We start from the raw sequence: 14,662 nt of genomic DNA on the forward strand, positions 1-14,662 counted from the left end.
ATTTACAATTTCCTTTAATATTTCGACCAATAAATGCCATAATTTGTTTTTTGTCAAAAAATCAGCCAAAACTTTGATAAAAACGCCTAAGAAAGCTCTTAAAAACAATATCTTTGCGCATTAATTTTTAGTTATGTCAACATTAAACTATTCAGAGCAGTTAGCCGACCTGGAAGCAGCGAAAAACCTGGGACTTTTACCAGAAGAATTTGAACGTATTAAAACAATTTTAGGTCGTACACCTAATTTTACAGAGGTTTCTATTTTTTCGGTAATGTGGAGCGAGCATTGTTCTTACAAAAACTCTATTACCTGGTTAAAAACATTGCCTAAAAAAGGTCCACACATGTTGGCAGAGGCAGGTGAAGAAAATGCTGGATTAGTAGACATTGGTGATGGTTTAGCTTGTTGTTTTAAAATAGAATCGCACAATCACCCAAGTGCACTAGAGCCCTATCAAGGTGCTGCAACGGGTGTTGGTGGCATAAACCGTGATATTTTTACGATGGGCGCTCGTCCTATTGCTCAATTAAACTCTTTACGTTTTGGTGATATTAATTCTCCAAAAACACAATGGTTAATTAAAGGTGTTGTAAAAGGGATTGGTGATTATGGTAATGCTTTTGGTATTCCTACTGTTGGTGGCGAAGTTTTTTTTGATGAGTGTTACAATGTGAATCCATTGGTAAACGCAATGAGTGTTGGTATTGTAAAAACAGGAGAAACAGTAAGCGCTACATCTTATGGTGTTGGAAATCCCGTGTTTATCGTTGGTTCTTCTACCGGAAAAGATGGCATAGCAGGAGCTGCCTTTGCAAGTAAGGATCTTACAGAAGACTCAGCTAATGATTTACCTTCTGTGCAAGTTGGTGATCCATTTCAGGAAAAATTATTATTAGAAGCAACTTTAGAAGTAATTAAAACTGGTGCTGTAATTGGCATGCAAGATATGGGAGCAGCAGGAATTACCTGTTCTACTTCCGAAATGAGTGCTAAAGGCGAACACGGTATGAATATTTGGTTACACAAAGTTCCTACCCGTCAGGCTGGCATGCATCCTTTCGAAATTCTTTTATCAGAATCACAGGAACGTATGTTAGTGGTTGTAGAAAAAGGAAAAGAAGATCTTGTGAAAAAAGTATTTGATAAATGGGATTTAAATTGTGAGCAAATTGGTGAAGTAACTGAAGGCGACCGTTTAAAATATTACATGCACGATGAACTTGTTGCGGATGTTCCCGCAGACGTTCTTGTGTTAGGAGGGGGCGCACCTATTTACAAGCGTGATTACAAAGAACCTGCTTATTTTGCTGAGTCAAAAAAATTCAAAATTGATTCTGTTGCAGAACCAAAAGATTTAAAACCTGTAATGGAGCATTTGGCGAAACATCCAAACCTTGCAAGTAAGCGTTGGGTGTATAATCAATACGATAGCATGGTAGGTACTGTTAACATGAGTACTAACGCTCCGAGCGATGCCGCTATTGTAAATTTAAAAGGAAGTAAAAAAGCTTTAGCCATGACGGTGGATTGTAATTCACGTTATGTGAATGCTGATCCTGAAACAGGTTGCGCTATTGCGGTGAGCGAAGCAGCGCGTAACATTGTGTGTAGCGGTGGTATTCCAAGCGCAGTAACCAATTGTTTAAATTTTGGAAATCCTTACAATCCAGAAGTGTATTGGCAATTTGTTGGTTCTATTAAAGGAATGAGCAAAGCTTGTTTAAAATTTGAAACGCCGGTAACAGGTGGTAATGTGAGTTTTTACAATCAGTCAAGTTATGAAGGACCTGTGTTTCCAACACCTACCATTGGTATGATAGGTATTGTAGAAGACAAAACGCATAGAATGACTTTAGATTTTAAAAACGAAGGTGATGCAATTTATTTGATTGGGGAAAGTAAAAATGATATTTCTTCTTCAGAATATTTATACAGTTTTCATAAAGTAAAAAACACGCCGGCTCCTTATTTTGATTTGGAAACGGAATATAAAGTTCAACACACGATCACTTCTTTAATTCGTTCTAAATCCATTAATTCTGCACACGATTTGAGTGATGGTGGATTATTTATGACGCTTTTAGAAAGCAGCATGGTAAATAATTTAGGCTTCGAAATTTCTTCTGATTCTTCTGTAAGAAAAGATGCATTTTTATTTGGCGAAGCACAAAGTCGTGTGGTAGTAAGTGTTTCTGGAAATAAAACAGAAGCTGTGGAAGCCGAATTAAAAAAACAAAACGTAGTATTTAAAAAACTGGGAAGTGTAAAAGGAAGTTCTGTTATAGTAGATGGAACGAATTATGGTTCAATAAACGATTATAAAAAATCTTTCGACACAAGCATTGAAGGGTATTTGAGCTAAACAAAATTTCTTATTTTTTATTCTAAACCTTCAGGTCTCTTCAGTGAAGAAAGATTCTGAAGGTTTTTTATTTGCCATTGAAAAAATCAAAGGCATAATCTGCCATTTTTTTTCTTATAGATACCTTTTTTGTTATATTTACTGTAATAAGTCCTTGAGAATATTTTTTTCTAAACACACAACACCGCTTTTAATTACCAACTTATGAAAAAACAATTTATCAACCTTTCCATCTTTTTTGTATTAGCAATTGGAGTATTGGGCTACTTCTGGCATTGGGGACTTTGGTTATATGCTGGGGCTATACCAATAATTCTTTTGGGAATTCTGGATATGAATCAGAAAAAACAAACTTTAAAACGTAATTTTCCTGTGGTAGGTCGCATGCGTTGGTGGGCAGAGTGGATGCGCCCTAAGGTGTATCAGTATTTTATTGAGTCAGATGTAAGTGGTGCGCCGTATAACCGCTTGAGTAGAAATGTTATTTATCAAAGAGCAAAAAAAGTTACGGATAGTACACCATTTGGAACACAATTAAACGTATATGAAACTGGCTACGAATGGCTAAATCACTCAATTAATCCATTACCTCTCGATCATGGTGAACACGATCCACGAGTGATGGTGGGTGGTCCAGACTGCAAGCAACCATATTCTGCCAGTATTTTTAATATTTCAGCAATGAGTTTTGGTTCTTTGAGTCAAAACGCTATCATGGCTTTAAATGGCGGTGCTAAACTGGGAGGCTTTGCGCATAACACCGGCGAAGGTGGCTTAAGTCCTTATCATTTAAAACCAGGTGGCGATATCATCTGGCAAATTGGAACCGGATATTTTGGTTGTCGTCACACGGACGGCACATTTAATTACGATGCCTTTGCAGAACGCGCTGCATTGCCGAATGTAAAGATGATTGAGATAAAGTTATCGCAAGGAGCAAAACCTGGGCATGGTGGTATTTTACCAGCTGCAAAGGTTACGGAAGAAATTGCAAAAATACGTTTGGTTGAAAAAGGTAAAGATGTGTTATCTCCTTCTTATCATAAAGCATTTGGAACGCCTCTTGAAATGATAGCCTTCATAAAAAAATTACGTGAATTAAGTGGCGGTAAACCCATTGGTTTTAAATTGTGTATTGGACAGAAGGGTCAATTTGTAGCCATTTGCAAAGCCATGATAAAAACTGGTGTTATGCCAGATTTTATTACGGTTGATGGTGGTGAAGGTGGAACAGGTGCAGCGCCGATTGAATTTAGTAATTCTGTAGGAATGCCACTGCGTGAAGGGCTTGCTTTTGTGTATGACACCTTGCATGGTTTCGGAATAAAGAAACACATTCGCATTATTGCTTCGGGGAAAGTGCATACAGGTTTTGATTTGGTGAAAAATTTTGCGTTAGGTGCTGATATGTGTAATGGTGCACGTGCCATGCTAATGGCAGTGGGTTGCATACAAGCGTTAGAGTGCAATACGAATACATGTCCTACCGGAGTTGCAACGCAGAATCCAGATTTGTGGAAGGGATTGGATGTGAATGACAAAAAAGTACGCGTTTGTAATTACCATCATGAAACCGTAAAAGCTGCAGTAGAATTAATGTCCGCAGCCGGAATTAAACACTCTGATCAACTTCACCGTTCACACATATACAGAAGGGTAAGTGCCAATCAAATTCAAACCTATGCTGAAATGTATCCCTATTTATTAAAAGGTTCTTTGCTTGAAGCGCCGTATCCTAAAGGCTGGGAACTTGAAGTGATGCATAGCACAGAAGAATCGTTTGATAGTATGGTAAAGCCGGTTTAGTTGATCTTGCGTTTATTTGTTTATGAAAACTTGATGTAACTAAAAACGAATAAGCGCTACAGCAACATCATCTACCTGATCTAAATCTTTTTTCCAACTGTGAAAATTATCTTTAAGGAGTTGAATTTGTTCTTCAACTTGATTTTGCGACCTAGTTACCAGAAATTCTTTAATTGATTTATTTTTATATTTTTTTCCTTTAGGTCCGCCAAACTGATCACCATAACCATCTGTAAATAGACAAACAAAAGAGCCCGAATCAACAACTAATTCATTTGTCTTAAATTCTTTTGCATTTTCATAAAAGGCAACTGGTTGCTTGTCTGCTTTTATTTCTAACATTTCTTTGGTATTAAAGATCCAAATATGGTTGTTAGCACCGGCCCAGTATGTTTTCTTTGTTCTATCATTTACCACAATTAAAGAACAATCCATTCCATCTTTAATGTTTTGTTGCGTGGCGTTTAAACTCGCAATTACGATCTCTCTTGTTTTTGTTAAGATTAAACCAGGGTCTGTTAGCTCAAATTCCTTAATTGATTTTTGAAGTGCGTGATGACACACCACGGACATAAGTGCACCGGGAATTCCATGCCCCGTGCAATCGCACACGGCAAAAAAAGTGTGTTCGTTGTGTTTTTCAAAAAAATAAAAATCACCGCCTATAATATCTTTAGGTAGGTATAAAATATCAAGGTTCAAGTGTTTTTTTATGTCTGAAAGTTGCGGCAATATAGCGGCTTGCAAGCGTTTCGCATAATTAATGGAATCTAAAATTTCTTGATTTTTTAATTCAACAATTTGTTTTTGGTTTTCAATAATCTTCTTTTGTCTATTGGTAACTACAAAGCGGTTAGAAATAAAAATTGAAAAAATAATTATTGCAGTTAGAATGGCAAACAACATAATACGAAAATACTTTTCCTTATTCAATTTGGCTGCGGCAACTTCAAGTTCAATGTCCTTAAGTCTTTCTTTGTGTTCAAAGCGAAGACTATCGGCTATTTGTTTCCTTTCATAATCAAATTCGAGTTGTTGTTGTTGAATCTGTTGAACCTTTACATATTTATCGTTTGAGTCTTTGTAATTCAAATGCCGATGAATGAGCTCTGAAAACTTTTTGTGATTATTTTGTTCTTCGTAAATGCCTGCCATTTTAAGACTCAGATAAGAAAGATTATTGTACGTTTTTGTTTCTTCACTTAATTTCTGGGCCATATTATAATATTCAAGTGCTTTTGTTGAGTTATTGAGTTTGTTGTATTCATCGCCAATATTTATGAATAAGGTGATTTTGTCTATAGCAACGGTTACATAGGATTGAGTATTAATAAATGCGTTCAGGGCTTTTTGGTGTTCGCCAATGTGCATGAACAGTAAGCCTTCATTGAGATAGTAATTAAATTTTATATTTGAATTGATTTCATTAGAAATGTATTTTTTACCAACCTTCAAAAAATACTGCGCCGAATCGATGCTATTTAGGTTTCTATAACCAGTACTTAAACCACAATTAGTGAGTATTATCATATTTGTGTCTCTTTTAAGTTCAGAAAAATATTTTGCTTTATGCTGAAACGCAATACATTTACGCACCTCACCAATACGCTGATACAAGATTGCGCAATTAAAATACATACTTCCGGCATTAGCGAGGTTGTTCGTTTCTTCGGCAATAGCAAGGCTTTTTAAAAAGTAAGGCAGCGCTTTAGTTAGCAACTCACTATTTAAATAGGCAACCCCAATATTATTCAGGGCGAGCTGCATTCCTTTTTTATAGTTTATCTTTTCTGAAAGGCGAAGGCTCTCTTCCTCGTGTTCGATTGAATTTTTAATCTTACCCATGTTTATGTAGGTAATTCCTATACGGCGATGCACAACGCTTAACCGCTTAATATCCTCAAGTTTTGTAGATAATTCTATAGCTTTTTCCGCATAATAAATGGACGAGTCAGGGTTTTCGAGACTGTAAATCGGCCAGGTTAATTCATTATAGGCATCAATTAGGGTGGTATCGGCAAGATTGCCTTTTATTAAGTCTAGTAATTGTTTTTTAGAATACCCTTCCTGAGATTTCAGAAAGAAATTGACGAAAAATAAAATAAGAAGAAACACATACCGATACATCTATATAAATGTAAAGGAAAATTACTACTTAAAAAATAATCTTAGCAGATAAAATTAACACCAATGCGATCAAAGGCTTGGTATTTAATGTCCATAGCCAACCACTATATAAACTAGTCCTTCACAATTCTATGCACAGACTGATTATTGTTGTTAAGTACTTTGATAAAATACACACCATTGTTCAAGCCCGAAAGGTCTATCGATTCTTTAAGCTCTGATTTGTTTGTGTAGCTATATTCTTGAATAATTTTTCCAAGTACATCAATAACTTTTACCTGAGTTGCGTTTTTTGCGTTGAGATTTGCAACTGTAAAATTTAATTTATTTGTAAAAGGATTAGGCCATACATTTAAACCCATTGAATTAACTTGTGAAACTTGTTTAATGCCAACAGTATTTACCGGTGTGCCATTAGAGATAGTAAAATTATTATTGCTGATATCATAAAAAATATTGGCGGCAGCCTCCACTTTTATGCGACAAGTGTTGATTGTTGCAGATAAAGTTGGCACTGTTAAGTTTAAAATACCATTGTTAAGCGTTGAGTACTGAAGAGTTGAATAGGTATTTCCACCATCATAAGAAATTAGAACTCTAACAGAATCACAACTTACCGGCGCCTGATCCGTTGAATTTACATCCCAGACAACCATTTCTTGTGAGCCCATTGCCCAGATAATCCCCGCTATACTCGGGTAAGTAACTGTAAAAGGCCCTGCATCATCTATGGTGAGATTCATTATGTCGCTGCAAACACCACCACCGCCTGTTTTGTTATCGCGCGCAGTTAGACGAAACTTTAAAATTTGCGCCGTTTGCGGTAAATATTCCCCGATGGTTCCGGTGTAATTTCCACTCAGAACAACTGATTTTTTTGGGAAATAACGCGAATATGAAGTAGCCGATATGGCAATACTATCGGGAACATAAGAACGAAAATAAGGCTTTAAACCGGAGTTCCAGTTTCCACCAGCCCCTGTTCCATTATCCATTTCTTCCCAAGAGTAATAAAGTTTATCTCCATCAATATCTGTGGCGCTACCTGTTAATACAAATGGTGTTCCCTTTGGTATCGTATAATTTCCGGCTACTGTTACAACAGGTGGATTATTTCCAGTAGCAGCAATAACTGGGCAACTGTTGCCAGATCCTGAATTGGTGAAGTTTACGATTTCGTCGTAGCTCACTGCATGAAAATTTGCAATACTGTGTGTAGCCAAATTATTAGCAGAACAAATTCCAGCGTATCCCATAATGGTAACACCACTTCCCGGTTCCATAGACGTGGAAGCGTTCCTATTTCCGCTACAGCTTCCTGTAATGGCATTAAATGTATGACTTCCATCAAATTGGTGCCCAATTTCATGTGCCACATAATCGATATCATAAGGGTCTCCTACGGGACTACCGCTTCCTGTAATACCACGGGCTTTATTAGAATTAATGCATACAACACCAGGATACGCTAAACCGCCACCACCAGTGCTGAATGTGTGACCAATATCAAAATTTGCTGAGCCTATTGTGTTTGTGATAATGGTTTGACTTTCTCCAATAAGTGTATTAGAATTATTGTTACCATTGAAAGGGTCGGTTGCAGGATCAGTAAAAACTACCATAGTTTCAGTTGCCACAAGAACCAAGCGCACCGATACTTCTTTTTCATAAACGAGATTTACACGATTAACACTTGTTATAATTTTTGCAAGAGTTTGGGCAACTGTTGGAGCTTGCAAACCAGTAGCAGCCTTTGCGTATTCCCCTGTGCATGCTATTACGAGGCGATATGTTCTTAACTGTGCTCCGACACATGCAGCAGCAGCCGTTTTAGAAGATGGATTAAAAGGAACACCCAATTTTTTTTGTCCGTTTAATAAATCGAGACTTCCTCCATCATCCTGTGGCATAACTTCCGATATTTTTTGTGAAGGATCTTTTTCGAAATCGAAGGTATAGTAACTTATATAATCATTGATGTTTCCGATACAGTATGGATCGATGTAAAAATCACCATTCACACTCAAGATACGCGCGTGAAATCCAAATTCATTCCAATCAATTTTTCCGGTAGCATGAACGTCATCCATACCTTTCACGCTAAATGTTTTCATATTAGGAAAAGCCGCCGCAAGTTCTTCAGCCATAACCGGACTTTCAGACACTCTGAATCTTTGTACAGAGCCATTTGGCAGAGGTAGAAATATAATACACTCACTGTTTTCTGCACGTACATGTTTTTCCTGAGGTGCGGAAAAAAGTTTATCCTTTAATTCCATACCATTCAAAAAATTGGTGGTATATTTTTGCGGCACTATTTGTCGAGCGCCTGTTAACCGAATAGATGATTCGATTACCGGTAACCAAAAAGTGCTATTATTATTTTGGGAGAATAAGCTTATGGTATTGAGCAATACAAAAGCGACTAAAACGGCCTGAAATTTTTTCATTTTTGATCTTATCTATAACCAAAAATAGTGAAATAATCACAAGATTTTGCCAGAAATGTTCAAATGGTGTAATATATTTAGTGGGTGGGTTTATTTATTGTCTTCGATCTATTCCCCACATCATTTTATTACGTAAGGTTGTGAAGAAATTTTGACCTTCAAGATTAATGAGGTTTAATCTAAAATCGGCTTTTTTTATTCGAATTTCAGAGCCTGTAGGTATTTGTGCACCGCGTGAATCAAGAGATACATTAAAATCGTGGTAACGTCCGGTAACACTAAAACGGATTTCTCTATTGTTAGGAATCACAATAGGCCTAACCGTCAAATTGTGCGGTGCAATAGGTGTAATAATAAAATTATCTGAATCTGGCATCATAATGGGGCCGCCACAACTAAGCGAATAGGCAGTAGAGCCGGTTGGCGTAGAAACAATTAATCCATCTGCGAAATAGGTATTTAAAAAAATACCATCCACATACGTATCAATGTTAATCATCGAACTACTATCCTTTTTATGAATTGTAAATTCATTTAATGCATAGTTTTCATCGTTGAAACAATTGTTACAACCACCTATTTCAATTAATTCTCTTTTGTCTAAAGTGAATTTTTCGCGCAATAAAAGTTGCAGTGCTTTTTGAAGATCGTCTTTATTTACTTGTGATAAAAAACCTAAACGACCAGTGTTCACTCCTAAAATCGGAATGCCCGATTTTCTAACAAACGTAACGGTTTCCAACATCGTTCCATCACCACCCAAACAAATAAGATAATAAGCTTTGGCAATGAGTTCTTCTGAATTGTAGAAGGTATCGAGTTCTAAATCAAATTCTGAAGTATTTTTAAGGTAGGCATAATAGGGCTCGTAAACAATCATATCAACCCCTTCAGCCTTGAGGTAGTTATGCATTTGTTCAATATAGGCAGCGTGATTGTCCTTAGTCGAACGAGCGTATATGGCGATTGTCATAAAACAAAGATAAAATTATTTAATTCTCAACGAGAATTACTTTTTCGGCTTTTTTTGAGCAATTGACCAGTGGGTTCCACGAAATTTGAAAGGCTATTTTCGGTGAATAACAACAATGCTTTAATACATCTATTTAAACCATATTTATTCTTTAATTATTTTTCGGGTTGTTATGTGTTTTCCATCATTAAAAACCTCGAGAAAATAAATTCCATTTTCAAAAGTTTCCAAATCAAGTTTAAAGGTTGATTCTTTAAAGTCTGATGTTGTAATTGTTTTATTTATTAGTTCTGCTCCAGCGATATTTAAAATGCGAATACTTATTTTTTTAATGGAGGAGAAATCAATTGGAAAATTCAGATTTAGCAGGCCGTTTGTTGGATTAGGATAAACAGTAATACTTTCATTCTCTTTATTAATTTTGTTTAATCCTGTTAGGTTTAAACAATAAGCTGTTGTTGTATCACAACCTGTACTATCATATTTTACATAAAACATTGGGTTGTTGCCTGGGTCAGTTTTGCGAAGGGAAGTAATCCAACCACCATCACTGGTGGGGTTTACGCAGGTTATTAAAATATTATTATTAATGGAATCATTCGCTGCGTAATCGTAATATTTTTTCCAGATTACTTTACCTGTTGTATGGTTAATTCTTACAAACCTGGATAAGTTATTATGCCGGTTGTCTATTTCAAGCAAAGAGTCAGTAGATCCCGCCAAAAGCAAATCTCCATTTGAAAATTCCATAACAGAACTAAACCAATTGAGTTGTGAAACTTTATCAAAGCCATAAATAGTCCATAGTGGTGTATTAGGTTGATTCACATCAAACTTTCGGGCGTAGGAAGTGTAATAGTTGTTAAAACCGTCACTACTGCGGGTAGCGCCTGTAACCACAAATTTTTTGTCCCGCGTTTGAATCAAGTCCATTAATCCTCCCGTTGCATTAAAATTTATATGCGATAAAGTAGTTCCAAGGCTATCGAGAATAATTAAACTATTATAGGTAGCAGCGCTGTTTTGATTGCCAATGTATTGATTACCCGCGATAATTATCTTTTTACTGGCACTATCTTGAAGAATAGCTCTGCCATCGCTTACATTGGGTAACGCTTTATTTATAATTTTTCGCCAAAGTTCATTGCCATTGGCATCTGTTTTTATTAGCAATGTTGGCGTTGTGGTTTGACTTTGAAAAAAACCGGTGAGTAAAAATCCACTATCAGTGCTACCCGTTAATATGTTTGGAACTACATCCATACCTGAATCACGATAAAATCTCTGCCAAACAATGTTGCCTATCGTATCAAGTTTCAGCAAGGTTCCAATAATCTGCTGATTACTATCTATCATAGCCCCGGCATAAAAAAAATAATTATCCCTTTTGTAAAAGGTTCTGTAATTAAAAGGATGGTTACCGTATTGTAGATTTGTGGTCCCGTATTTTTTTGTCCATTGAATTTGTCCCGATCCATTTAGACCCATTAATGTTAAGGCGTAAACACCATTTCCGTCGATCGAAATACCTCCAGCGAAATATTTATCGGGTGAGATTTCAAAAACATCTTTTGTTACATGTGTTATTGCGCCTTGAGAAAAACAGCGTGCTCTAAAACCACCTTGAGCAAAGGACTCAGGTTCAAGAAAGAAAATAATTACTATTGATAATAATATACGCATAGTTTAAAAAAGCAGTCTCAAATTCCAGCTAAATTAATTTTGAGACTGCTTTATGCATTTAGGTTAATTCTGCTTTATTAGTTTCGTTCTATAAATAATTTCGTTATTGGATTTTGTAAGACTTAATAAATATATACCATTGTTTAATTCAGTTAAGGGTACGTATAATTTATCGTTCTTATTAATAAAGTTAGTGTAAATTCTCTTTCCCAACAAGTCTTTCAATTCAAATTACCCTCACGATCTCAAATGGAAAATAGGAGATTGAAAACGGTGAATCGTTTAATTCTCAACCAGAATTACTTTTTCGACTTTTTTGACCATTTGGCCAATGGGTTTAGTAAAATCATCAAGACCATTTTCAGCAAACAATGCCTTTATTTCAGCTAAAGCATTTTTGTTTACTGTAAATAGCAAACCACCATTTGTCTGAGGATCGGGTAAAACAGAAAATGCTTCTGCTACATTTACATTTTCTCCAAAATGTACTTTTTTCTGATAGGCATTCCAATTTCTAAAAGTTGCATCGGGAATGGTTCCTTGACTTAAGTAACTTGCCAGAGATTTTATTTTTGGAATCAAATTATAATTTATTTGCGCTGTTAACTTACTTCCTTCGGCCATCTCGATTAAATGTCCTAATAAACCAAAACCTGTTACATCCGTCATTGCTGTTACACCAGAGATCTTCCCAAGCTTTTCGCCGATAGAGTTTAATGACGTTAATTGATTTACCAAAGTAATTTTATCTTCTTCCAGTAACACATTTCTTTTTTGCGCAGTCGACAATATACCGGCACCAATTGCTTTAGTAAGAAAAAGAAAATCGCCTTCCTGTGCCGTATTATTTTTTTTGAGGTCTTTGATATTAATTAAACCGTTAACCGAAAGACCAAACATGGGCTCAAGTGTATCAATACTATGTCCCCCAGCTAAAGGAATTCCAGCTTCGTTACATACTGTTCTTGCACCATCGAGAACTTTTTTAGCAAGATCGGGTGATAATTTATTTACTGGCCAACCCAGTATCGCAAGTGCCAATGTTGGTGTGCCTCCCATCGCGTAGACATCACTTATGGCATTTGCTGAGGCGACTCTTCCAAAATCAAAAGGATCATCAACAATTGGCATAAAAAAATCGGTAGTAGAAATAAGTGCCGTTCCATTTCCAAGATCATACACTGCAGCATCGTCATTGCTCCCGTTTCCAACAAGAAGATTTTTATTTTCGTTTTGCTTAACGCTACCATTCAAAATCTCTTGCAATACCTGTGGTGCTATTTTACAACCGCATCCAGCACCGTGAGCGTATTGGGTAAGAGCAATTTTATTTTCTGATTCAGACATGCTGTATAATTTTTTCTATGTTTGATTTTATTTCAATCGTGTTGCTTTGGATGTAAATGATTTTTCTTTCATCAGCCGTCCCTTTACTCGAACTTTTATGGTATAGTTTATCATAATACTTCAGTAGCACTGTGAAGCAAGTTTTAAGATCGTCCTCTAATAAAGCGTTAACGGCTATTTTAGTTTCCAGTCCACCTAATTTCTTTTTAATTCGAATAATGGCATTGATGAGTTTTTCTTTTTCGTATTTTCCATAGTGCTCTGTAATAAACGCTAAGCGTTCTTCAAAAGGAACATCTAAAAATAGTTGCGTTTGCAAGCGCATGTTCTTGTAAAAAATGAGTGGAATGTTAACATGACCGATCCTTTGACTTTCTCCTTCTAACCAAATAGCCTCTGCGGGAAATTTTTTAGATACGTTATCCAGTTCTGTGGCGAGTAGGTTTTCAAAATACTCCTGACTCGGTTGCATTTTCATTTCCAGGTTTCCAAACGCGGATCCTTTGTGAGACGCTAGTCCTTCAAGATCAATTACAGGATGCTTGTTTTTTTTAAGTTCACAAAGAATGCCTGTTTTATCACTTCCTGTATATCCACTTAAAATGCGTAAAGGGTATTTTTTTTCAAATTGATTTAATACCCAATGCCTGTATGATTTATAACCACCGCCAAGAAGGTACACCTCAAATCCATAAAGATCGAGCAGCCATGCAATTGCTGCGCTTCTCATACCTCCACGCCAACAATGCACTCCAACAATTCGTTCAGGATTTCCTACTGTTTTAACTCTTTTTTCCGCCTCTTCCACCATCCGAACCATGTTCTTTCCAAAAGAGTTGAGCCCTATTTTTATGGCCGTTTCGCGGCTTTCTTGCTTATAAGCCGTACCAATTATTTTTCTTTCTTCGTCTGTGAATATTGGAAAAGAAATAGCTTTAGGAATGTGTGCATGAGAATACTCACTCGGACTCCTAACATCGAAAATTGGCGCGCTTTCACCCAATTCTAAAAACTCTTCTATATTTAATTTGCTGATTGGCACAAAACAAAGATGCGTAAAAAATTAGCATTTACAGTAATTTTCGTTTTGCTGAATTAAGCTGCGTATATAGTCTTATAATTGATTTGAAAGTTTTCACTCAAAACTAAACGCAAAGATCATTTTTAATAATAACAATTTATTTCTAAGTAGTATCTGGTATAATTTGAGCCTTGGTATAATACCGATTCCAAAAACAATATGGTCCGATTTTCAGCAGGCTTAGTTAACCATTTGTTTTTAGGATCGGCATCTACCAAATGCTACACACTATCTACCCACCCAAATATAATTTAACTTTTGGGTTAAATTATATTTGGATTTGGTATAAGATCAGTGCTCTAATATTTTTACATTCTCATTGGAATCAAATCTGCGGCAGTTTCTAAGCGATACTTTACTTTAAACAAATAAGACTTTCTTTTGTTTAAGAGTTAGAACTTGTGAAAATGATAAATCCAATTGACAAAGATAAAACGACTGAAACTCCGGGAACATTAGCTTATCCTCACACCATAGGAAGTGTAGTGGTAAAACCTGAAGACGTAGGGAAATTAAAATCTCGGGCGCTTTCTGCCATGCATGAACAAACTAATCGTCAATTACTGCAACTCCAAAAACAAGCAGAATTATTAGCCCATCAAGCCAATGAACTAAATCAACGCGTTAAGTTGAGTGAATTAATTTATACTGCCGAAATCTCATTTGAAGCCCTTATTGGTCATGTGTATTATCTATACAAAAAGGAACAGGCTCATCGCTTAATGATGATTGCTCCCGACGAATGGGGTAGAAAAAAACCTGAAACTTTAGAATTTGTAAGTTCCGTTAAATTACTCAGCGATCATACCTGGGAGATAATCAAAGACTAG

General features: G+C 36.1%; 10 protein-coding genes. 3 read left to right on the forward strand and 7 right to left on the reverse strand.

All coding sequences use genetic code 11. The features are described 5' to 3' along the window. The first annotated feature begins 133 nt into the window (after positions 1 to 133). Entirely contained in the window at positions 134 to 2,365 is a 2,232-nt protein-coding gene (gene purL, locus P2086_RS06250) for a phosphoribosylformylglycinamidine synthase subunit PurL (RefSeq protein ID WP_317899585.1), read from the forward strand. Between the two features lie 204 nt (positions 2,366 to 2,569). Further along, the gene (locus P2086_RS06255) at positions 2,570 to 4,171 is read left to right on the forward strand and encodes an FMN-binding glutamate synthase family protein (RefSeq protein WP_317899586.1); all 1,602 of its coding nucleotides are present in this window, start codon (positions 2,570 to 2,572) and stop codon (positions 4,169 to 4,171) included. Between the two features lie 39 nt (positions 4,172 to 4,210). On the opposite strand, the gene P2086_RS06260 is transcribed toward P2086_RS06255, so the two are convergent. The 7 genes from P2086_RS06260 to mnmH all read right to left on the reverse strand — a co-directional run bounded on the left by P2086_RS06260 (position 4,211) and on the right by mnmH (position 13,793). Further along, on the reverse strand, positions 4,211 to 6,286 hold the full coding sequence (locus P2086_RS06260; protein WP_317899587.1) for a SpoIIE family protein phosphatase: 2,076 nt from the start codon (positions 6,284 to 6,286) through the stop codon (positions 4,211 to 4,213). A gap of 125 nt (positions 6,287 to 6,411) precedes the next feature. Continuing rightward, positions 6,412 to 8,748 (reverse strand): reprolysin-like metallopeptidase, encoded by a 2,337-nt coding sequence (locus tag P2086_RS06265; RefSeq protein WP_317899588.1) that lies wholly within the window; start codon positions 8,746 to 8,748, stop codon positions 6,412 to 6,414. 94 nt (positions 8,749 to 8,842) lie between these two features. Further along, entirely contained in the window at positions 8,843 to 9,721 is an 879-nt protein-coding gene (locus P2086_RS06270) for an NAD kinase (RefSeq protein WP_317899589.1), read from the reverse strand. 144 nt (positions 9,722 to 9,865) lie between these two features. Continuing rightward, a complete protein-coding gene (locus tag P2086_RS06275; protein ID WP_317899590.1) occupies positions 9,866 to 11,404 on the reverse strand; it encodes a T9SS type A sorting domain-containing protein in 1,539 nt (512 codons plus the stop codon). A 63-nt stretch (positions 11,405 to 11,467) separates the two neighbouring features. Continuing rightward, positions 11,468 to 11,629, reverse strand: coding sequence for a T9SS type A sorting domain-containing protein (locus tag P2086_RS19085; protein ID WP_396127459.1), 162 nt, complete (start codon positions 11,627 to 11,629; stop codon positions 11,468 to 11,470). Between the two features lie 57 nt (positions 11,630 to 11,686). Then, the gene (gene selD / locus P2086_RS06280) at positions 11,687 to 12,751 is read right to left on the reverse strand and encodes a selenide, water dikinase SelD (protein ID WP_317899591.1); all 1,065 of its coding nucleotides are present in this window, start codon (positions 12,749 to 12,751) and stop codon (positions 11,687 to 11,689) included. Beyond that, positions 12,744 to 13,793: a tRNA 2-selenouridine(34) synthase MnmH gene (mnmH, locus tag P2086_RS06285; RefSeq protein ID WP_317899592.1), complete on the reverse strand. Its 1,050-nt coding sequence runs from the start codon at positions 13,791 to 13,793 to the stop codon at positions 12,744 to 12,746. The genes selD and mnmH overlap by 8 nt, the downstream gene beginning before the upstream one ends. A 446-nt stretch (positions 13,794 to 14,239) precedes the next feature. On the opposite strand from mnmH, the gene P2086_RS06290 reads away from it, so the two are divergent. Continuing rightward, positions 14,240 to 14,662: a DUF2452 domain-containing protein gene (locus P2086_RS06290; RefSeq protein WP_317899593.1), complete on the forward strand. Its 423-nt coding sequence runs from the start codon at positions 14,240 to 14,242 to the stop codon at positions 14,660 to 14,662.

Origin of the sequence: Aurantibacillus circumpalustris (assembly GCF_029625215.1) — a bacterium.
GTDB lineage: Bacteria > Bacteroidota > Bacteroidia > B-17B0 > Aurantibacillaceae > Aurantibacillus > Aurantibacillus circumpalustris.

Excerpts from the sequence above, each read along its gene's own strand:
- P2086_RS06270 (WP_317899589.1), bottom strand. The coding sequence starts at position 9,721 with ATGACAATCGCCATATACGCTCGTTCGACTAAGGACAATCACGCTGCC.
- purL (WP_317899585.1), top strand. The coding sequence starts at position 134 with ATGTCAACATTAAACTATTCAGAGCAGTTAGCCGACCTGGAAGCAGCG.
- P2086_RS06255 (WP_317899586.1), top strand. The coding sequence starts at position 2,570 with ATGAAAAAACAATTTATCAACCTTTCCATCTTTTTTGTATTAGCAATT.
- selD (WP_317899591.1), bottom strand. The coding sequence starts at position 12,751 with ATGTCTGAATCAGAAAATAAAATTGCTCTTACCCAATACGCTCACGGT.
- P2086_RS06275 (WP_317899590.1), bottom strand. The coding sequence starts at position 11,404 with ATGCGTATATTATTATCAATAGTAATTATTTTCTTTCTTGAACCTGAG.
- P2086_RS06265 (WP_317899588.1), bottom strand. The coding sequence starts at position 8,748 with ATGAAAAAATTTCAGGCCGTTTTAGTCGCTTTTGTATTGCTCAATACC.
- P2086_RS06290 (WP_317899593.1), top strand. The coding sequence starts at position 14,240 with ATGATAAATCCAATTGACAAAGATAAAACGACTGAAACTCCGGGAACA.